Source organism: Mameliella sp. LZ-28 (assembly GCF_012274245.1).
Taxonomy (GTDB): Bacteria; Pseudomonadota; Alphaproteobacteria; order Rhodobacterales; family Rhodobacteraceae; genus Antarctobacter; species Antarctobacter albus.
This window is the reverse complement of record NZ_JAANYX010000022.1, coordinates 235943-256746: the sequence shown is the minus strand read 5'-3', so window position 1 is coordinate 256746 and position 20804 is coordinate 235943. Positions and strand designations below refer to the sequence as shown.

General features: G+C 64.6%; 19 protein-coding genes. 14 read left to right on the top strand and 5 right to left on the bottom strand.

Going from position 1 to position 20804, the window contains the following annotated elements:
• Positions 1–41: 41 nt before the first annotated feature.
• The 3 genes from G9Q80_RS13730 to G9Q80_RS13720 are packed head-to-tail and all read right to left on the bottom strand — an operon-like array spanning position 42 to position 3750.
• The gene (locus G9Q80_RS13730) at positions 42–2423 is read right to left on the bottom strand and encodes a xanthine dehydrogenase family protein molybdopterin-binding subunit (RefSeq protein WP_088714340.1); all 2382 of its coding nucleotides are present in this window, start codon (positions 2421–2423) and stop codon (positions 42–44) included.
• Entirely contained in the window at positions 2420–2920 is a 501-nt protein-coding gene (locus tag G9Q80_RS13725; RefSeq protein ID WP_088714339.1) for a (2Fe-2S)-binding protein, read from the bottom strand. The genes G9Q80_RS13730 and G9Q80_RS13725 overlap by 4 nt, the downstream gene beginning before the upstream one ends.
• Positions 2917–3750 carry an FAD binding domain-containing protein gene (locus G9Q80_RS13720; RefSeq protein ID WP_088714338.1) on the bottom strand — a complete coding sequence of 278 codons (834 nt, stop codon included), beginning with the start codon at positions 3748–3750 and terminating at the stop codon, positions 2917–2919. Before G9Q80_RS13720 ends, G9Q80_RS13725 begins: the two co-directional genes overlap by 4 nt.
• A 137-nt stretch (positions 3751–3887) precedes the next feature.
• Between G9Q80_RS13720 and G9Q80_RS13715 the strand changes: the two genes are divergently transcribed.
• Positions 3888–4532 carry a TetR/AcrR family transcriptional regulator gene (locus tag G9Q80_RS13715; RefSeq protein WP_043136977.1) on the top strand — a complete coding sequence of 215 codons (645 nt, stop codon included), beginning with the start codon at positions 3888–3890 and terminating at the stop codon, positions 4530–4532.
• 9 nt (positions 4533–4541) lie between these two features.
• On the opposite strand, the gene G9Q80_RS13710 is transcribed toward G9Q80_RS13715, so the two are convergent.
• Complete coding sequence (locus tag G9Q80_RS13710) at positions 4542–5432, bottom strand: DMT family transporter (RefSeq protein WP_069211018.1); 891 nt, start codon at positions 5430–5432, stop codon at positions 4542–4544.
• A 143-nt stretch (positions 5433–5575) separates the two neighbouring features.
• Between G9Q80_RS13710 and G9Q80_RS13705 the strand changes: the two genes are divergently transcribed.
• From G9Q80_RS13705 to G9Q80_RS13680, 6 genes are all read left to right on the top strand, one after another.
• Positions 5576–6472 (top strand): LysR family transcriptional regulator, encoded by an 897-nt coding sequence (locus G9Q80_RS13705; RefSeq protein WP_088714337.1) that lies wholly within the window; start codon positions 5576–5578, stop codon positions 6470–6472.
• A 151-nt stretch (positions 6473–6623) separates the two neighbouring features.
• Positions 6624–7577 carry a galactofuranose ABC transporter, galactofuranose-binding protein YtfQ gene (gene ytfQ, locus G9Q80_RS13700; protein WP_088714529.1) on the top strand — a complete coding sequence of 318 codons (954 nt, stop codon included), beginning with the start codon at positions 6624–6626 and terminating at the stop codon, positions 7575–7577.
• Positions 7578–7682: 105 nt separating this feature from the next.
• Positions 7683–9206, top strand: coding sequence for a sugar ABC transporter ATP-binding protein (locus tag G9Q80_RS13695; RefSeq protein WP_088714336.1), 1524 nt, complete (start codon positions 7683–7685; stop codon positions 9204–9206).
• Positions 9203–10252: an ABC transporter permease gene (locus tag G9Q80_RS13690; RefSeq protein WP_088714335.1), complete on the top strand. Its 1050-nt coding sequence runs from the start codon at positions 9203–9205 to the stop codon at positions 10250–10252. Before G9Q80_RS13695 ends, G9Q80_RS13690 begins: the two co-directional genes overlap by 4 nt.
• Positions 10249–11241 carry a galactofuranose ABC transporter, permease protein YjfF gene (yjfF, locus tag G9Q80_RS13685; RefSeq protein WP_198544008.1) on the top strand — a complete coding sequence of 331 codons (993 nt, stop codon included), beginning with the start codon at positions 10249–10251 and terminating at the stop codon, positions 11239–11241. The genes G9Q80_RS13690 and yjfF overlap by 4 nt, the downstream gene beginning before the upstream one ends.
• The gene (locus G9Q80_RS13680) at positions 11238–11969 is read left to right on the top strand and encodes a FadR/GntR family transcriptional regulator (RefSeq protein ID WP_043136991.1); all 732 of its coding nucleotides are present in this window, start codon (positions 11238–11240) and stop codon (positions 11967–11969) included. Before yjfF ends, G9Q80_RS13680 begins: the two co-directional genes overlap by 4 nt.
• 8 nt (positions 11970–11977) lie before the next feature.
• Here G9Q80_RS13680 and G9Q80_RS13675 read toward each other — a convergent pair whose 3' ends face one another.
• Positions 11978–12856, bottom strand: a complete 879-nt coding sequence (locus tag G9Q80_RS13675; RefSeq protein WP_088714334.1) for a MurR/RpiR family transcriptional regulator — start codon at positions 12854–12856, stop codon at positions 11978–11980.
• Between the two features lie 150 nt (positions 12857–13006).
• Between G9Q80_RS13675 and G9Q80_RS13670 the strand changes: the two genes are divergently transcribed.
• The 7 genes from G9Q80_RS13670 to G9Q80_RS13640 all read left to right on the top strand — a co-directional run bounded on the left by G9Q80_RS13670 (position 13007) and on the right by G9Q80_RS13640 (position 20786).
• Entirely contained in the window at positions 13007–13771 is a 765-nt protein-coding gene (locus G9Q80_RS13670) for an N-formylglutamate amidohydrolase (protein WP_069210988.1), read from the top strand.
• A complete protein-coding gene (locus G9Q80_RS13665) occupies positions 13764–14360 on the top strand; it encodes a TRAP transporter small permease subunit (RefSeq protein ID WP_088714333.1) in 597 nt (198 codons plus the stop codon). The genes G9Q80_RS13670 and G9Q80_RS13665 overlap by 8 nt, the downstream gene beginning before the upstream one ends.
• Entirely contained in the window at positions 14360–15682 is a 1323-nt protein-coding gene (locus G9Q80_RS13660; RefSeq protein ID WP_088714332.1) for a TRAP transporter large permease, read from the top strand. The genes G9Q80_RS13665 and G9Q80_RS13660 overlap by 1 nt, the downstream gene beginning before the upstream one ends.
• A 50-nt stretch (positions 15683–15732) precedes the next feature.
• Positions 15733–16770: a TRAP transporter substrate-binding protein gene (locus tag G9Q80_RS13655; protein ID WP_043137003.1), complete on the top strand. Its 1038-nt coding sequence runs from the start codon at positions 15733–15735 to the stop codon at positions 16768–16770.
• 98 nt (positions 16771–16868) lie between these two features.
• Complete coding sequence (locus G9Q80_RS13650) at positions 16869–18230, top strand: glutamine synthetase family protein (RefSeq protein ID WP_088714331.1); 1362 nt, start codon at positions 16869–16871, stop codon at positions 18228–18230.
• 31 nt (positions 18231–18261) lie between these two features.
• Positions 18262–19644: an aldehyde dehydrogenase family protein gene (locus tag G9Q80_RS13645; RefSeq protein WP_088714330.1), complete on the top strand. Its 1383-nt coding sequence runs from the start codon at positions 18262–18264 to the stop codon at positions 19642–19644.
• Positions 19641–20786: an iron-containing alcohol dehydrogenase gene (locus tag G9Q80_RS13640; RefSeq protein ID WP_088714329.1), complete on the top strand. Its 1146-nt coding sequence runs from the start codon at positions 19641–19643 to the stop codon at positions 20784–20786. Before G9Q80_RS13645 ends, G9Q80_RS13640 begins: the two co-directional genes overlap by 4 nt.
• Positions 20787–20804: the final 18 nt, after the last annotated feature.

Below are 20804 nucleotides of genomic sequence, written 5' to 3'. Positions count from 1 at the left end.
TGTTTCCTCCCTTGGTCGAGGCGCCTCCCGCGCCTGCTGGTTCAGTCGTCGATCTTGCCCAGGGCACGCAGGATGCGTTCCGGCGTGAAGGGCATTTCCGTCACCTGCGCGCCAAGCGGACGCAGGGCATCGTTGATGGCATTCATGACGGCCGCGGGGGCGCCGGCGGTGCCGGCCTCTCCGGCCCCTTTCGCGCCCAGTTCGCTTTCGCCGGTGGGCGTCTCGACATGGCCGATCTGCATGTCCGGCATTTCGCCCGCCATCGGCACAAGGTAATCCGCCATCGACCCGTTCAGCAGCTGGCCGTCCTCGTCATAGTGGATCTCCTCGTAGAGCGCGCCGCCCAACCCCTGGACGATGCCGCCCCGGATCTGTTCATCCACAAGCTGCGGGTTGATGACGCGCCCGCAATCCTCGACACACCAGTGTTTCAACAGGGTCACGACGCCGGTGTCTGTGTCCACCTCCAGATAGCTGGCCTGCACACCGTTGGTGAAGGCAAAGGGATAGTCCATCGTGATGAAGTGCCGGGTCTGCACCAGTTCGCGGGGCAGATCCTTGGGCAGGGTGTCGCCCCGGAAATAGACGATGCGGCCCAGTTCCTCGAGCGGCATGCGCTCTTCGCCGCTGTCGGCATCGACCACCTGGCCCGCACGAATGTCTAGCTTGGCCGCATCGGCCTGCAGCATGGACGCCGCCACCTCGAGGATCGAGCCGCGCAATGCGCGCGCCGCCTGCAGCGCCGCCTCGCCGCCAATTCCCGCCCCGCGCGAAGCCCAGGTGCCCCCACCATAGGGTGTCACCTGCGTGTCGCCGGTGATGATGCGCACCTTGTCCGGGGTCACGCCAACACCTTCGGCCACAACCTGGCTCAGCATCGCCTCGGTGCCCTGGCCCTGTTCCGTCACGCCGGACAGCGCCACGACCGAGCCGTCCGGGTCCATCCGAACGGTGCAGCCATCCTGGGCCGAGATCCGCGCCCCGCCGATGCCGTACATGAAGGGCGACGGGTTGGTCAGTTCGATGAAACTGGCGATCCCGATGCCGCGATGCTTGCCCTGCTTGCGCGCCTCTTCCTGGTCGGCACGCAGCGCGTCATAGTCGATCATCTCCATGAGCTTGTTCATCGAAGCGTGGTGCGACAGCCCCTCGAACCGCATTTTGGCGGGCGACGCGACCGGGTAGGCGTCGTCGGCATACATGTTGCGGCGCCGGATCTCGACCGGGTCCATGCCGATGGCGGCCGCAGCCATGTCCACCAGCCCCTCGGTGATCGCCACGGCGATGGGATGGCCCACGGCGCGATACTGGCAGGTCGGCGCCTTGTTCTGAAAGACGACCGTGGTCTGCGCGCGGTAGTTCGCGAAATCGTAGGGTCCGCCGCAGAGGTTCACCACCTGGTTGCCCTCGATGGCCGAGGTCCGCGGATAGACCGAATAGGGGCCGATGCCGGTCCAGTCGTCCACGTCAATGGCCAGGATCTTGCCATCCTCGGCCACGGCAATCTTGGCCTCGATCTCGTGGTCGCGGGCATGGATGTCAGAAGTGAAACTCTCCAGCCGGTCGGCGACGAACTTGACCGGGCGCGCCATGACCCGTGAAATCGCGGCGGTTGCCACCTCGTCGGGGTAGACGTGCACCTTGATCCCGTAGGAGCCCCCCACGTCACCGCAGATCACGCGCACGCGGCTTTCGGGAATGTCGAGATGCGTGGCCAGCACCGTCTGCATCATGTGCGGCGCCTGCGTGGCATGGTACGCGGTCATCTGCCCTTCGGCCGGGTTCCAGTCGACAAGGATCGACCGAGGCTCCAGCGTGACACCGGTATGACGCGCGGTGCGGAACCGGGCAGAGACGACCTTGTGCGCATTGGCCAGCGCGGCGTCCACGTCGCCCTCTTCGTGCAGACGGCGAAAGGCGAGGTTGTCGCCCAGGTCGGGGTGGATCACCGGCGTATCCGCATCCAGCGCCGTCATCGTGTCGGTCACCGCCGGCAGCGGATCATAGTCGACCTCGACCAGCGTTGCGGCCTCTTCGGCCGCGGCGCGTGTCGTGGCAACGACGGCCACCACCGGCTCTCCGACCCAGCAGGCGCGGTCGACGGCCAACGCGTGCTGCGGTGGGGATTTCAGCCCCTTGAGATGCGCCAGCACGCCCACCCAGGGGGTGCAAACCTCGGCCAGGTCGGCGCCGGTAAAGACCCGCAGCACGCCCTTGACCGCCTTGGCCGCCACGGCGTCGATGCCGATGATCCGGGCATGGGCCAGCGGCGCGCGGACAAAGGCCACATGCACCATGCGCGGCAGGGTGATGTCGTCGACATAGCGCCCACGCCCCTGCACCAGTTTCTCCGCGTTGGGACGCGGCACCGTCTTGCCGATGTAGGAATTGGGCCGGTCAGGATTTCCGAATGCGATGGTCATGTCGCCCCCTTTCCGGCGCGCGCCTGCGCCACACCCTCGACCGCGTCCACGATGGCCTCGTAGCCGGTGCAGCGGCAGTAATTGCCCGACAGATGCTCGCGGATTTCGGCGCGCGTGGGCACGCCGCCCCGCGCCAGCAGATCCTCTGCAGCGACGATCATGCCCGGGGTGCAGAACCCGCATTGCAGGGCGTTGCGTGCCACAAAAGCCTGTTGCAGGTCGCGGCTACTGCCCTGTTCGGTCAGCCCCTCGACCGTCCAGACCTCTGCCCCGTCGGCCTGGGCGGCCAGCATCAGGCAGCCGCGCACGGCCTGGCCGTCGACACGCAGGGTGCAGGCGCCACAAACGCCATGTTCGCAAGAGGCATGCGCCCCGGTCAGGCCCAGGGTCTGCCGCAGGAAGTCCACCAGGTGCTGGCCTGCAGGAACGCGGCCCTCGACCGGCTCTCCGTTCACGGTCAGTGCAATGTCCACCTTGTCCGAAAAGACTTTTGTCATGCCTGTTGCTCTCCGATCCGGGCCACGGCCCTGCTCAGCAGAACCCCGGCAAGATGTTTGCGATAAGCCGCGCTGGCCTGCGTGTCCGATGGCGGGTCGAGTGCATCCTTGAGGGCCGCTACGGCCCCATCCATGTCGCCCGCGTCCAAAGCCGTCATCGCATCCGTTGCCAGCAGGGGCGTCGGCCCGACGGAAAACACTGCCAACCGGTGCCCCGCTGACCGTTTGACCAGGCACATTCCCGCCAGCGCATAATCGCCGGACCGGCGCGCGACCTCTTCGAGAACCTGCACCTCGCCCGTTTCCGCCTTGGGGATGGTGACGGCGGTCAGGATCTCGTCCTCTGCCAGGGCCGTCGTGAACACGTCCTGGAAAAAGTCCTCTGCCGCGATCTCGCGCGTTCCCTCCGGGCCTTCGGCGTGCAGCGTGGCGCCCAGCGCAAGGATGCAGGCGGGGAACTCGGCCGCGGGATCGGCGTGGGCCAAGGCCCCGCCGATGGTGCCCCGGTTGCGGATGGCCGCATGGGCGATGTGATCGACAGCGGCGGACAACAGGGGAGCATGCGCCCGGACCAGCGGATCGGCCCCGACATCCGCATGGCGCGTCAGGGCACCGATGCGCAGCACAGCGCCTTCGTCGGTGACGCCGGCCAGCCCGTCTATGCGCGAGATATCGACCAGCATGTCCCCCTCGGACAGGCGCATGTTCATCGCGGCCACCAGGCTTTGTCCGCCCGCCAGGATCCGGCCCATGCCGTCCGACGCGGCCAGCAGGTCAAGCGCGTGCCGCACGTCCCTGGCCCGGGCATATCCGCCCGCCGATGCCTTCATGGCGATCTCCTCCCATCTGGTCCTTGCGCCTCTCCCTGACGCAATTGAGCAGTTGCTCACTTTTGTTGATCGTATGATCTATAAAAAGATGAACAGTTCAAGTAAAAACTGCTAAACGGGGTCACAGAGGCAAAACGATGGACGGTCGGTTGGACAGCGAAAACGCAGAATCCGAGGCAGGAACGGCGCGCCGGCGCCTGCCCCCGAAAGAGCGCCGCGCGCAGATCGTGAACGAGGCTGTGCGCTTCTTTGCGGAGGTCGGGCTGGAGGGGAACACGCGCCAGTTGGCCAAGCGGCTGGGCGTCACGCAATCCCTTCTTTTCAACTACTTCGCGACCAAGGACGAGCTGCTGGAAGCGGTCTATGAAAAGGTCTACCTGGATCGTCTGTCCCCGGATTGGCCCGACCGGCTGACAGATCGCACCGTCCCCCTGCGTGCCCGGCTGCTGGCCTTCTACACCGAGTACAGCGGGCTGATCTTCGAGCGGGACTGGATGCGGATCTTCATGTCCTCGGGCCTGGCGGGCGCAGTTCTGAACCGCCGCTACCTGATGCACCTCGGCGATGTGATTCTCCGCCCCGTGCTGGCCGAAACAGAGGCCCTGGCACAAGGTGACACCCGGCCAACGATGGAAGACATCTGGAACCTGCACGGTGGGATCGTCTACATCGGCATCCGCACGCATATCTACGGCATGCCCGGCCCCGACGATCCGGAAACCGTGATTGCGCAATCCATCGACAAGTACCTGCTGTATTTCGGGATCGGACCAGAGGACTGAGGCGCCGCGTCACCCCTGCGATAGGTCGACCCTGCGTTCGCGCCAGATCACATAGAGGCCGCTGGCGATGATCACGCCCGCACCGTAGAACGCTGCGCGGTCAGGCACCTCGGCCCAGATCAGCCAGCCAAAGGCGGTGGCCCAGACAATCGCGGTGTAGTCCATCGGGGCGACAATCGCGGCCGGGGCCAGGCGAAAGGCCTGTGTCATCATCGTCATGCCCGCCGTGCCAAACAGGGCAATCGCCGCAAAGTACCACAGGTCGCCCGGCTGAACCGGCACCCAGACAAAGGGCACGATGAAAGCGCTCAGAAAGGCGCTGGCCCCGGTCAGGTACAGCAGCATTGTCCAGACGCTTTCCCTTGCATCGACCCAACGCGCGCTGAGCATCAGCAAGGCATAGAGAAAGGCAGTCAGCACGGGCAACATGGATGCAGGTTGAAACGCCGAGGCCCCGGGGCGGATAACGATCAGCACCCCGACAAACCCGACGCAGACCGCCAACCAGCGCCTGGGCCCGACCCGCTCTTTCAGGAAGGCCGCCGAGATGGCGGTGATGAACAGGGGCGCGACAAAGATCAGCGCCGTGGCCTCTGCCAGGTCGAGATAGATGAAACTGGTGAAGAACAGGAGTGTCGCGCCAATCCAGAGCACGCCCCGCACCAAATGCGCCGCCGGCCGCCTCGAACGCAAGGCCCCTGCGCCCCCCATCTTCAGGGTCAGCAGAATGGCAAAGGGCAAGGCGATCACGTTGCGCAGGAACAGGATTTGCAGGGGCGAATAGTCCGAAACCAGGAACTTGGCGAGCGCGTCATTGGCGCTGAGACTTGCGACGCCCACGCACATCAGCACGATCCCGGCCGTGGGGTTGCCCTCTGTTCTCGTGACGACGCCCTGCATGAAAACCTCCTCACTTTCCACATTCACCAGTCACGTCACGTCTCAGTCACGCTGGCCCCGGCAGGCTAGGCAAGATTAAGATTTCTGTAAAATATATAGAAAATGGCCAACTAATTCACACAGCATATCAGAAGGGTGGTGGAATGGACCTTCGGCAAATCAGGCAATTCATCGCGGTCGCCGAGGAATTGCACTTTGGACGGGCCGCGCAACGGCTCAACATGACACAACCGCCACTCAGCATGTCGATACGCGCGCTTGAGGAGTCCCTGGGCGTTCAGCTGTTCAACCGCACGCGCAAGAGCGTGACCCTAACCCCTGCCGGGACGATCTGGCTGGGCCATGCGCGCCAGGTCCTGGCAGAGGCAGAGCGGCTGCCGGCCATTGCCCGGCGTGCCGCACGGGGAGAATTGGGAGAGCTGCGGCTCGCCTTTGTCAGCATCGCCAGCTACGGCCTGCTGCCGAACCTGGTGCGCCGCTTTCGCGATGCCTTTCCCGACGTTCGGGTCGACCTGCGCGAGGCCACCAGCGACATGCAGTTCGAGGCGCTGGCACACGGCGACATCGACGCGGGCATCATCATCCGGCCCGGCGAGGCCTTCCGGCCCTCGCTGTCCCATCACCCCCTGCCTAGCGAACCTCTGGTTGCCGTGGTCCCGGACCGCTGGGCGCCACCGGACGCGATTGCCGCCGGTTCCATCAGCTTCGACCGGATCGCCGATGCACCGCTGATCTTCTTTCCCCGCCATGTGGCACCCGCCTATTACGACGCGGTGGCAGATCACTACGCCGCACACGGGAGAGCGCTGCGGATTCACCAGGAAGCGATCCAGATGCAGACCATCATCGGTCTTGTTGCCGCCGGATTGGGGGTTTCCCTCGTCCCGCGCTCGATGACCGAGATGTCCCGCAAGGGCGCGCATTACCTGAATCTGGAGGGGACCCCGCCCCGAATCGAGGTCTGCATGATCTGGAAAGACGGCCATGATCAGCCTGTGCTCAAATCATTCTTGAGCCTTCTGGACAGTCCGGATCACTGACGGCCAGCACCGCCAAATGCCTGCCACAGGGCCAGAAACCAGCCTGTTCAGGGCCGCGACAGGAGCCAAACCAAAGCCGGTTTACAAAAATGATAAAATAATACTTAATAATCTCGTGGCGGTCATGGACCGCACAGAATGGGAGGACATCATGAAACTCAGACAGACCCTTCTTGCGGGGGCGATCGCCTTTGCGCCGGTCACCGCATTCGCCGCTGATCTTACCATTGGCTTTTCGCAGATCGGCTCGGAATCCGGCTGGCGCGCCGCGGAAACAACCGTGACCAAGCAGGAGGCCGCGGACCGAGGCATCAACCTGAAATTCGCGGACGCCCAGCAGAAGCAGGAAAACCAGATCAAGGCGATCCGCAGCTTTGTCGCCCAAGGCGTCGACGCGATCCTGCTGGCCCCCGTGGTCGCCACCGGCTGGGACGAAGTGCTGGAAGAGGCCAAGGACGCGGATATTCCCGTCGTCCTGCTGGACCGCACGGTTGACGCACCCGACGACCTTTACCTGACCGCCGTGACCTCTGACCTGGTGCACGAAGGCCGCGTTGCCGGTCAATGGCTGGTCGACGAGATGGCAGGCGCCGACTGCCGCATCGTCGAGCTGCAGGGCACCACCGGGTCGTCGCCCGCCATCGATCGCAAGACCGGCTTTGAAGAGGCCATCGCCGGACACGACAACCTGGAAATCGTGCGCTCGCAGACCGGCGATTTCACCCGGTCCAAGGGCAAGGTCGTGATGGAAAGCTTTCTCAAGGCCGAGGGCGGCGAGAACATCTGCGCGCTGTATGCCCATAACGACGACATGGCCGTCGGCGCGATCCAGGCGATCAAGGACGCGGGCCTGAACCCGGGTGACGACATCCTGATCGTCGCCATCGACGCGGTTCCGGACGCGCACCTGGCCATTGCCAACGGCGACATGAACGCCACGATCGAGCTGACGCCGAACATGGCTGGCCCCGCACTGGACGCGCTCGAGGCCTACCTGGCTGACGGAACCACGCCGCCGAAGTGGATCCAGACGGAGTCCAAGCTGTTCACTGCCGCCGACGACAACCAGGCGATCTACGAGCAGAAGAAAGACCTGGGCTACTGAGCCATCGGTCACACAGGGCCGGGCGTTCCTGACGTCCGGCCCCTGATTTTCGACCAGGCCGGGACGCGGACTTGCAATGCCGCTCTCCGCCGACAAGAGTCAGCCATGACACATGACACGGGCCCTGTGCTGCACGCCAAGGGCATTTCCAAGTTTTTCCCCGGCACCATCGCCCTGGACGAGGTGGACCTGCGGCTGGAACCCGGCGAGGTGCACGCCCTGCTGGGGGAGAACGGCGCCGGAAAATCCACCCTCATCAAGTGCCTGACCGGCGCCTACCAGCGCGACGGCGGCAGCATCCACCTGGACGGGCAAGAGGTTTCGCCTCAGTCCACCGCCGACAGCCAGCGGCTGGGCATCGGCACGGTCTACCAGGAGGTGAACCTGTTGCCGAACCTGACGGTGGCCGAAAACCTCTACCTGGGCCGACAGCCGATGCGCTGGGGCCTGATGGCGCGGCGCCGGATGAACGCGATGGCGCGCGAGACACTGGCGGGCTACGGGCTGGACATCGACCCGGCGGAACCGCTGACCGCCTATTCGGTGGCGATCCAGCAGGTTGTCGCCATCGCCCGCGCGGTCGAGATGTCGGGCAAGGTCCTGATCCTCGACGAACCGACCGCCAGCCTTGACCGGGATGAGGTACAACTGCTGTTCTCTGTGATCCGGCAGTTGCGGGAACGCGGCCTGGCCGTGGTCTTCATCACCCATTTCCTCGACCAGGTCTTTGAGATTTCCGACCGCGCCACGATCCTGCGCAACGGGCGCGTGGTCGGCACGCGGGTGCTGGCGGACGTGTCGCAAAAGGACGTTGTCACGCTGATGTTGGGCCGCCAGTTGGAGGCCCAGGTACATGAGCGCAAGCCGGCCAAGGCGGGGAAAACGCTGATCGAGGTCGATGGCCTTGGCAAGCGCGGGATGCTGGAGCCGCTGTCTCTGGCTCTGCGCGAAGGCGAGGTCGTCGGCCTGGCCGGGCTGCTGGGGTCCGGACGGACGGAGACGGCCAACCTGATGTTCGGCGCCGTCCCCGCCGATCAGGGCCGGATGTTGCTACGCGGCAAGGCAATTTCTGTCTCGACCCCGCGCGAGGCGGTGAAGCATCGTTTTGCCCTCTGCCCCGAGGACCGCAAGACCGAGGGCATCGTTGGCGACCTGTCGGTGCGCGACAACATCATCCTTGCGCGTCAGGCGAGCCAGGGCTGGATTCGCCCGATCCCCCGCGCCGAGGTCAACGCGATCGCCGAGCGGTACGTCAAGGCGCTGGACATCCGGCTGGCCAGCCTCGACATGCCGATCCGGCTGTTGTCCGGTGGCAACCAGCAAAAGGCGCTGCTGGCGCGCTGGCTGGCGACAAACCCGGATTTTCTGATCCTCGATGAACCCACGCGCGGCATTGACGTGGGCGCCCATGCCGAGATCATCGCCCTGATCGAACAGCTGCGCGCGGACGGCATGGCGCTGTTGGTCGCCTCTTCCGAACTGGAGGAACTGGTGGCCTATTCCACGCGCGTCATCGTCTTGCGCGACCGCAAGCAGGTGCGCGAACTCAGCGGTGCCGAGATCACGCCGGAAAACATCGTCCACGCCATTGCCGAGCACGACGCCCCGACCAAGGAGGTCGCCCAATGATCGGCCCCAAGCATTCCACCTTCAAACGCATCCTGCCGCAACTGTTGATCCTCGCCGCGGCGCTGGCGATCAACCTCGTCGTCTTTCCCGATTTCTTCGACATCGACTTTCGCAACGGGCGGCTCTTTGGCAACCTGATCGACGTGCTGAACCGCGCGGCCCCCGTGGCGATCCTTTGTGTCGGCATGACGCTGGTCATCGCCACGCGCGGCATCGACCTGTCTGTGGGCGCGGTCATGGCCATCGCCGGGGCGACCTCGGCGGCGGTGGTGGTCGAAGGCCACGGCTGGGGTACGGCGCTTTTGGCCGGGCTGGGCGCCGGGGCGATCTGCGGGCTCTGGAACGGTATCCTTGTCGCCGTGCTCAAGATCCAGCCTATTGTTGCCACGCTGGTGCTGATGGTGGCCGGGCGCGGGGTTGCGCAGCTGATCACCGAGGGCAAGATCCTGACCTTCTCGAACGAGGGGCTGATCCACCTTGGCGCTGGCGTTGTCGCCGGTGTGCCAACGCCGATCCTGGTCTGGATGGCCCTGGGCGCGCTGGTGATCTTCGTGGTCCGCCGGACCGCGCTGGGGATGCTGATCGAGGCCATCGGCATCAACGAACGCTCGTCTCGGCTGGCGGGGATCAACAGCCGGGTTCTGTTGATAAGTGTCTACCTCGTCTCGGGCCTTTGTGCCGCGCTGGCAGGGGTGATCGTAGCCGCCGACATCAAGGGCGCGGATGCGAACAACGCCGGGCTCTGGCTGGAGCTGGACGCGATCCTGGCCGTGGTGATCGGGGGCAACTCGCTGCTGGGCGGGCGCTTTTCCATCCTCGCCTCGCTGATCGGCGCGCTGATCATCCAGTCGGTCAACTCTGTGATCCTGCTGTCCGGCATGCCGCCCGAGTTCAACCTGGTCATCAAGGCCCTGCTGATCCTGGCGATCCTCGTGATCCAGAGCCCACGCATCAGCACCCTGGTCTATATGTTGCGCGCCTCGGGGCCGCAGCCGCAACCCGACACGGCCCCCTTGCCCAAGACGCAGAAGGAAGAGGCGCAATGATCCGCTCCACCCACCTGCCGCTGCTGGTCACGCTGGCGACCTTCGTGCTGGCCTATGCGCTCTGCGCCTCTGCCTACCCGTCGATGCTGTCGACGCGGGTCGTGGCGAACCTGCTGACCGACAACGCCTTTCTGGGGATTGCCGCGGTCGGCATGACATTCGTCATCCTCTCGGGCGGCATCGACCTGTCGATCGGGTCGGTCATCGCCTTCACCGGTGTTTTCCTGGCCGTCGTGCTGCGCGATACCTCGATGCATCCGCTGCTGGCCTTCGCGCTGGCGCTGATGATCACCACCGCCTTTGGCGCCGCGATGGGCGCGCTGATCCACTACCTTGAAATGCCGCCCTTCATCGTCACCCTGGCGGGCATGTTCCTGGCGCGCGGCGCGGCCTATGTCCTGTCGACCGAGAGCGTGCCGATCACGCATGAATTCTACGATGTCCTGCAGGGGCTCTACTGGAAGGATCCCTCGGGCGGGCGGTTCCGGCTGATCGGCGGGATCATGGTGCTGACCTTCCTCGTCGGCATCCTGGTGGCGCACCGGACGCGGTTCGGACAGAATGTCTACGCCCTTGGCGGCGGCGGTCAGACCGCCAAGCTGATGGGCCTGCCGCTGGCCTCGACCACCATCGGGATCTATGCAATTTCCGGCGGGCTGGCCGGGCTCTCGGGCATCGTCTTTTCGCTCTACACCTCGGCGGGCTATTCGCTGGCCACCGTGGGTGTCGAACTGGACGCCATCGCGGCCGTGGTCATCGGGGGCACCTTGCTGACGGGCGGCTACGGCTATGTCGCGGGCACCTTTTTCGGCATATTGATCATGGGACTGATACAGACCTACATCGTCTTTGACGGGACTTTGTCCAGCTGGTGGACCAAGATCGTCATCGGGGGGCTGCTCTTTGCCTTCATCGTGCTGCAGAAAGGGCTGACTTGGGCGACGCAGGCAAGACGACGAACAACGACTGGCTCCGCCGCTCACTCATGACGCTTGTCCACGGCGGGGCCGACCGCGCGAGCAATCACACGAGCTTCGTGGTCGACCAGCTGGGCTTTGCCATCGTCGCCGGGGAATACCCGCCCGAGACGATGATCCCGCTGGACCCGGATCTGTGCGAGATGTTCGGCGTGTCCCGGACCGTGGTCCGCGAGGCCAAGAAAACCCTGATCGCCAAGGGGCTGATCCAGTCCAAGGCCAAGGTCGGCACCCAGGTGCGCCCGGCGGATGGCTGGAACATGTTCGACCAGGACGTGATGCGCTGGCATGCCTCGGTCAAGAACCCGACGCGCTATTACGAGGAACTGTTCGAGATCCGGATGATCTTTGAACCCGCCGCCGCCGCGCAGGCTGCCGGGCGGGTCAACCAGATCGACTGCGACGGTCTCTTTTCGCTCTGTGACGCGCTGGAAAAGGCCGAAAGCCGGGCGGATTTCGCCCTGGCGGACTACGAGTTCCACAAGCAGGTGCTACGCCTCTCGGGAAACCGGTTTTTGCAGTCTCTGGGCGATCTCGTGCAGACCGCGCTTTATTCCCTGTTCATGTCCGAAAGCGTCGCCACCTTTCCCGAGCGGCGCAAGACTGTCGTCGACCGGCACCGCACCGTCGCGGCGGCCATTGCCTCCGGCGCACCAATCGAGGCACAGGAGGCCATGCGCCGGGTCATCAACGACGGCTATCGCAACGCCTTGTCCGACAAGGCGGCGCCCGCGTCGTAGCCCGCGCCCTAGGTTCCGCCCGGCTTGCGGAACAGCCGTGTCTGCTCGAACAACCTGTCCAGACGTTCGTACCTGTCCTTGGTGTTCGGCCAGGCCTCTTCCTGGGTTGCGGAAATCAGCGCCTCCAGCAGCATCAGCGTCGAGACATTGGAGTCCCAGGCCGAGGGGATTTCCACCCAGCAGTTGAAACTTTGCGTCGCGATCTCGGCCACGGGGCTGGACCATTGATCGGTGATCAGCACCACCGCGACGCCGCGGTCCCGCGCCAGTTCCGCCAAGCGCAACAGGTTGGACTCGTATCGCCGGATGTCGAACATCAGCAGCGTATCGCCCTTTTCCATGTCCAGCAGGTAATGCGGCCAGGTTGCCGAGGACGACGTCAGGTGGATGACCCGGGGCCGCACCGCCTGCAGGTGGGTAAAGGCGTAATCCGCCAGCGCATGGGTGATCCGCCCGCCGACGATGAACAGCGTATGATCCGTGTCCGCCAGCAGGTGCGCCGCAGCATCGAAGGCCTCGCTTGGCACGTTGCTGAAGGTGGTCTGGATGTTCTGCGTGACCGCCTTGGCAAAGCGGTTCAGCAGGTGCGACTCGGGTGCCTCTGTCGCCCAGTTCGCGCGCCGTTCTGTCGGGCCGGAGACCTTGGCCTGCAATTCCTTGAGCAGCGCCTTGTGGAACTGCGGAAACCCCTTGAACCCCAGTTTCTGCACCATCCGCGCGATTGTGGGCGTCGACACCCCGGTCTGCCCCGCAACGATGGTGATGGAGGCAAGCCCCGCCGCCGGGTAGTTTTCCAGAAGGGCATTGGCAAACTTGCGCTCTGACTGCGTCAGGTCCGAATAGTGCTGCCGGATCAATTCCCGGACGGTCGAACTGGGCTGTGTCACGGCTCACTTCCTTGCATCGTCAACGCTGCATTTTGGGCGAAACCTGTCTCGATGCGTGTCAACCGCATGAATCTGCCCGCCGCCTTGTGAAGAAATATTGACACAACCTGCGTGGATGTGGAAAATTTTTTTCAGAACGGGGAGACGTGAATGTCGGAAAGCGACCACGGCGGCAACGAAACCGCCGTCAGCGTGATCAATGCCGAAGGCACGGGCGCCGCCCTGCTGCTGTGTGAGCACGCGTCGGCCTATATACCCGGGCGCTACGGCGATCTCGGGCTGCGCCCCGAGTGGCGGCAAAGCCATGCCGCCTGGGACCCGGGAGCGCTGGCGCTGGCCCGCATGTTGTCGACGGAGCTTGATTCGCCCCTGGTGGCCGGACGCGTGTCGCGGCTGGTCTATGACATCAACCGCCCGCCAGAGGCCGAGGCCGCGATGCCTGTGCGTTCGGAAGTGGTGGAGATCCCCGGCAACGCAAACCTGACGCCGGCGCAAAGGGCAGAGCGGGTCGAGACCGTCTATCGCCCCTTCTGCGAGGCCGTCGACAGGCTGCTTGCCGACAGGCCCAGGGCCATCGTCACCGTGCACAGCTTTACCCCGGTCTACCACGGCGAGACCCGCAGCACCGAAATCGGCATCCTGCACGACAGCGACAGCCGGCTGGCCGACGTGATGTTGGCCCAGCCCGCCGAAGACGGCCGGCAGGTCGACCGCAACAAGCCCTACGGCCCCGGGGACGGCGTCACGCATTCGCTGAAACTGCACGGCATCTCGCGCGGATTGCCCAACGTGATGATCGAGGTCCGCAACGACCTGCTGACCACGCTGGAGGACGTGCAGGCCATCGCCACCGAACTGCTGGCAATGCTGCGCCCTGCGCTGGCCGCCATTCCCGCGGAGGTGACGGATGCCTAGGATCATCACCGGGTTCGTGCATGGCGTCGATGCGATGAACCGCTTCATCGGGCGCATCGCCATGTACCTGATCTTTGTGCTGGTGGGCGTGCTGCTGTGGTCCTCGGTGTCAAAGGTGGCCTTCCTGCCCTCGCTCTGGACGCTGGAGACCGCGCAATTCGTCATGGTGGCCTATTACATCCTCGGTGGCCCCTACTCGATCCAGCTGGGCTCGAACGTGCGGATGGACCTGTTCTATGGCGGCTGGTCGGTCAAGACCAAGGCCTGGGTCGACGCCTTCACCGTCTTCTTCCTGATGTTCTACCTCGTCGTTCTGCTCTACGGCGCGCTTGGCTCGCTCGCCTATGCGATGGGCTATTTCGGGATGCAGCCGCTGGATTATTTCGCCGAGTTCTTCGGGGCGCTTTTCACCGGCGGCTTCGAGGCGGCGGGCGAGAAACTTGGCTATCTCGAACGGTCCTCGACCGCATGGCGGCCCTTCCTCTGGCCGGTCAAGCTGATCCTGGCCTTCGGCATTTTCCTGATGCTGCTGCAAACCCTCGCCGAGTTGTTCCGTGACATCGGCCGCATCCGCGGGGTGGAGATCTGATGTCCTATGAAATGATCGCCATCCTCATGTTCTCGGGCATGATGTTGATGCTGCTGACCGGGCAGCGCGTTTTCGGCGCCATCGGCTTTGTCGGCGCGCTGGCCGGGCTGCTGCTTTGGGGGACAGGGGGTGTCGACGTACCCTTTGCCGCCGCAATGAAGCTGATGAAATGGTATCCGCTGCTGACGCTGCCGATGTTCATCTTCATGGGCTACGTCCTGTCGGAATCGAAGATCGCAGACGATCTCTACCGGATGTTCCATGTCTGGATGGGGCCCGTGCGCGGCGGCCTGGCCATCGGAACCATCGGGCTGATGGTGCTGATTTCCGCCATGAACGGGCTGAGCGTGGCCGGCATGGCCATCGGCGCCACCATTGCGCTGCCGGAACTGCTGCGCCGGGGCTATGACAAGATCATGGTCACGGGTGTGATCCAGGCGGGCTCGTCGCTGGGCATTCTCGTGCCGCCCTCCGTGGTGCTGGTCCTGTACGCCATGATCGCGCGGCAGCCCGTGGGACAGTTGTGGCTGGCAGGTGTGATCCCCGGCCTGATGATGGCCACGATGTTCATCATCTACATCTACATCCGCTGCCGGGTGCAGCCCGAGCTTGGCCCGCCCCTGCCCGCGGAGGAACGCAATGTCAGCCGGGCCGAGAAGCTGCGCCTGCTGCGCGCGGGCATCCTGCCGCTGGTGATCTTCGCCGTGATGATGGTGCCTTTCGTCAAGGGCTGGACCAGCCTGGTCGAAAGCTCTGCCATCGGCGCGATGGCGGCTTTCGTCGCGGCGATCCTGAAGGGCCGCATGACCCGCGAGGTCTTCGAGACCTCGGTGCGCCAGACGCTGGCCATTTCCTGCATGTTCATGTGGATCATCCTGGCCGCCCTGGGCTTTGGCGCGATCTTCGACGGGCTGGGAGCCGTGCGGGCCATCGAGTCGCTGTTCACCGAGCAGCTGGGGCTCAGCCCCTGGATGATCCTGATCCTGATGCAGCTGTCCTTCATCATCATGGGCACCTTCCTGGATGACACCGCCATGCTTGTCATCGTCGCACCGCTGTACGTGCCGCTGGTGGGCGCGCTGGGGTTCGACCTGATCTGGTATGGTGTGCTGTACACGATCACCACGCAGATCGCCTACATGACCCCGCCCTTCGGCTATAACCTCTTCCTGATGCGCGCGATGGCGCCTCCGGAAATCGGCCTCGGGGACATCTATCGCTCGATCATCCCCTTTGCGCTGGTGATGGTTCTGGCCCTGTCGCTGGTCATGATCTTCCCGCAGATCGCGCTTTGGCTGCCGGACCTCGTTTACGGAAAATAACCCCTCAGAAGCCTCGAAAAGAGGACAGATTTTCAACAAGGAGAACGGATATGACGACTTCGAGAAGAAAGTTTCTGAAAACCGCCGGTGTGGGCGTTGCCGCCGCACCCTTGGCCGCTCCGGCCCTGGCGCAGTCCACCATCACCTGGCGGATGCAGACCTACGCGGGCGCCGCGCTGGCGGAACACGTCGTGAAACCGGCCATCGACCGTTTCAACGCCATCGCCGGCGACCGGATGCAGATCGAGCTGTTCTACGCCGACCAGCTGGTGCCAACGGGCGAACTGTTCCGCGCCATGCAGCGGGGCACCATCGACGCGGTGCAATCGGATGACGACTCGATGGCCTCGCCGACAGAGGTGACGGTATTCGGCGGTTATTTCCCCTTCGCCTCGCGCTATTCGCTCGACGTGCCGGTGCTGTTCAACCAGTACGGCCTGAACGAGATCTGGGCCGAGGAATACGCCAAGGTCGGGGTCAAGCACATCAGCGCGGGCAGCTGGGACCCTTGCCACTTCGCCACCAAGGACCCGATCAACAGCCTGGCCGACCTGCAGGGCAAGCGCGTCTTCACCTTCCCAACCGCGGGCCGCTTCCTCAGCCAGTTCGGCGTCGTGCCCGTCACCCTGCCCTGGGAGGACATCGAGGTCGCCGTGCAGACCGGCGAGCTGGACGGCATCGCATGGTCGGGCATCACCGAGGACTACACGGTGGGTTGGGCTGACGTGACCAACTACTTCCTGACCAACAACATTTCCGGCGCCTGGATCGGGCATTTCTTTGCCAACATGGGCCGCTGGGAAGAGTTGCCCGAGGATCTGAAACTGCTGCTGGCCACCTGCATGGAGCAGTCGCACTACTACCGCCAGTGGTGGTACTGGGGCGGCGAGGCGCGACTGCGCGTCAACGGCGAGAAAATGCAGCTGACCTCGATCCCCGATGCCGAATGGGACACGGTCGAAGAGGCCGCCCGCACCTTCTGGGACGAGATCGCGGCAGAGTCCGAGACCAAGGCCAAAGTCGTCGAGATCTTCAAGCAGTACAACGCGGACATGGCCAAGGCCGGCCGCCCCTATCGCTACGGCTGATCGCCGTCCTCCCCGGCCCGACCCGGGGACATTTCCAAAGCCCCGGCGTCAACCTGCGCCGGGGCCACCCCTTTGACAGACAACAAAAGGACTGCCCGATGCCCGGCCCCATGACATTCGATGACCTCAAGGCGCAGGTCTCCTCCGGCGAGGTGGACACCGTCCTGGCCTGCATCGTGGACATGCAGGGCCGCCTGATGGGCAAACGGTTTCACGCCGCGCATTTCGTGAACAGTGCCTGGGAAGAAACCCACTGCTGCAACTACCTGCTGGCGACAGACCTGATGATGGCGACCCCCGAGGGCTATGCCGCCACCTCCTGGGAAAAGGGCTATGGCGACTACGTGATGAAGCCGGACCTGGCCACCCTGCGTCCGATGCCCTGGCTCGAAGGCACGGTCATGGTGCTGTGTGACGTGCTGGATCACCACACGCATGAAGAAGTGTCGCATTCGCCCCGTGCCATGCTGAAAAAGATGGTCGCCCGGGCCGAGGCGATGGGATTCACCCCGATGATGGCGACGGAACTGGAGTTCTTCCTCTTCGAGAAAAGCTTTGACGAGATCCGCAAATCCGGGTTCCGCGAGCTGGCGACGCTGTCGGGCTACAACGAGGATTACAACATCCAGCTGACCAGCCGCGAAGAGCACGTGATGCGCCCGGTGCGCAATCATCTCTACGCCGCCGGTCTGCCGATCGAGAATTCCAAGGGCGAGGCGGAGACCGGGCAGGAAGAGCTGAACATCAAGTACGCCCCCGCCCTCGACACCGCCGAGTACCACACCATAGCCAAGCACGCGGTCAAGGAGATCGCCCACCAGCAGGGTCATGCCGCCAGCTTCCTGCCGAAATGGCACCAGGACAAGGTCGGCTCGTCCAGCCATGTGCACCAGTCGCTGTGGAAAGATGGCCAGCCCGTCTTCTTTGACGCGGCGGACGCCCTGGGCATGTCGGCGCTGATGAAGACCTATGTCGCGGGATTGCTGAAATACGCGCCGGACTACATGGTTTTCCTCGCCCCCTACATCAACAGTTACAAGCGCTTCCAGGTCGGCACCTTTGCCCCCACGCGCATCATCTGGTCCATCGACAACCGCACCGCCGGGTTCCGCCTCTGCGGCGACGGATCCAAGGCGGTGCGCATCGAATGCCGTGTCGGTGGGTCGGACATGAACCCCTATCTGGCGATGGCGGCCATGCTGGCGGCGGGCCTCAAGGGCATCGAAGAGGGGCTGGAACTGGCCCCGGCCTTTTCCGGCGACGCCTACGCGGGCGACGCGCAGGAACTGCCGACCACCCTGCCCGCCGCGCGGGAGGCGCTGATGCAATCCGACCTGCTGCGCGAGGCCTTTGGCGAAGAGGTCGTGGCCCACTACGCCCGCGCGGCAGAGGTGGAAATCGAGGACTTCAACCGCGTCGTGACCGACTACGAGATCGCGCGCGGGTTCGAGCTTGCCTAGGGGCCGACCGGCCCGATCCATAGAGGACAGAATGAGCAATACTTTGAAATGCATCTCCCCCATCGACGGCTCGGTCTTTGCCGAACGCCCCACGCTGTCGCTGGACGAGGCGAAGACCGCCGCCGCCAGGGGCCGTGCCGCGCAGGCGGCCTGGGCCGCCCGCCCCTTGCAGGAACGGGTCGACCTGGTCATGGCCGGTGTCGCCGCCGTGGGCGCAATGAACGACGAGATCGTGCCGGAACTGGCGCATATGATGGGCCGCCCGGTGCGCTTTGGCGGCGAATTCGGCGGCTTCAACGAGCGCGCATCCTATATGGCAGGCATTGCGGAACAGGCGCTGGCCCCCATCGAGGTCGGCGAGGACGCGACGTTCAAGCGCTACATCAAGCGCGTGCCGCTGGGTCTGGTGCTGGTCGTGGCGCCCTGGAACTATCCCTACATGACCGCCATCAACACGGTGGCCCCTGCGCTGATTGCTGGCAACACCGTGATGCTGAAACACGCCACGCAGACCTTGCTGGTCGGCGAACGCATGGCCCGCGCCTTCCACGAGGCGGGCGTACCCGAGGACGTGTTCCAGAACGTCTTTCTGAGCCACGACACGACCTCTGACCTGATCGCCGCCAAGGCTTTTGACTTCGTGAACTTCACCGGCTCTGTCGGTGGCGGCAAGGCGATGGAGCGCGCGGCGGCGGGCACCTTCACCGGCATCGGGCTGGAACTGGGCGGCAAGGACCCGGGCTATGTGATGGAGGGTGCCGACGTGGATGCGGCGGTCGACACGCTGATCGACGGCGCGATGTTTAATTCCGGCCAGTGCTGCTGCGGGATCGAACGGATCTACGTGCATGAATCGCTCTACGACAGCTTCCTTGAAAAGGCGCTGACCGTGGTCCGGGGCTACAAGCTGGGCAACCCGCTGGAGGCGGAGACGACCATCGGTCCGATGGCCAACGCCCGTTTCGCCGCCGAGGTCCGCGCCCAGATCAGCGAGGCCGTCGAGGCCGGCGCCACCGCCCATATCGACACTTTCCCCGAGGATGACGGCGGCACCTACTTGACGCCGCAGATCCTGACCGATGTGACCCACGACATGCGCGTGATGCGCGACGAGAGCTTTGGCCCCGTGGTGGGCATCATGAAGGTCAAGGACGATGAAGAGGCCATCGCTCTGATGAACGACAGCGATTTCGGCCTGACCGCCTCGCTCTGGACCAATGACCTGGCGCGCGCCGAACGGGTCGGTGACCGGATCGAGACGGGCACCGTTTTCATGAACCGGGCCGACTACCTCGACCCTGGCCTGTGCTGGACCGGCTGCAAGCAGACCGGGCGCGGCGGCGGCCTGTCGATCATCGGCTATCACAACCTCACACGCCCCAAATCCTATCACTTGAAGAAGGTGACGAAATGAGCCTGACCGGAAACTGGTCCTACCCCACCGCCATCAAGTTCGGCGCGGGCCGCATCTCTGAACTGCCGGGTGCCTGCGCGCAGGCGGGCATCTCGCGCCCGCTGCTGGTCACGGATCGCGGACTGGCCGACCTGCCGATCACGTCGCAGACACTGGACGTGCTGGAACAGGCGGGCCTTGGCCGCGCGCTTTTTGCCGATGTGGACCCGAACCCCAACGAAAAGAACCTCGCCGCCGGGGTGAAGACCTATAACGACGGCGGCCACGACGGCGTGATCGCCTTTGGCGGCGGTTCCGGCCTGGACCTGGGCAAGATGGTCGCCTTCATGGCCGGTCAGACGCGCCCGGTCTGGGATTTCGAGGACATCGGCGACTGGTGGACCCGCGCGGATGCCGACGTCATCGCCCCCATCGTCGCCGTGCCGACCACCGCCGGGACGGGCTCGGAGGTGGGGCGCGCCAGCGTCATCACCAATTCCGAGACACATGAAAAGAAGATCATCTTTCACCCCAAGGTTTTGCCGCAGGTCGTGATCTGCGACCCGGAACTGACTGTGGGGATGCCGGGCTCTATCACCGCGGGCACCGGCCTTGATGCCTTTGCCCATTGTGTCGAGGCCTATAGCAGCCCGCATTACCACCCGATGAGCCAGGGCATCGCGCTGGAAGGCATGCGGCTGGTCAAGGAGTACCTGCCCCGCGCCTTTGCCAACGGCCAGGACATCGAGGCCCGCGCCCAGATGATGAGCGCCGCCATGATGGGGGCAACTGCCTTTCAGAAGGGCCTTGGCGCGATCCATGCCATGAGCCATCCCATCGGCGCGCATTTCAACACCCACCACGGCACGACCAACGCGGTCTGCATGCCGACCGTGTTGGCGTTCAACGCGGACGCCATCCGCGACCGTTTCGACACGGCGGCGGCCTACCTGGGGATCGAAGGCGGCTTTGACGGGTTCCGCGCCTTCGTGCAGGATCTCAACGACAGCCTGAATATCCCGCGCCGCCTGTCCGATCTCGGTGTGACCGAAGAGGCGATCCCGAAGCTGGTCAAGGGCGCGATCATCGACCCGTCTTGCGGCGGCAACCCGATCGAACTGACCGAGCAGAACTTGACAGCGCTGTTCAAGGCTGCGCTCTGACCCCTGTCCCGGCGGGAT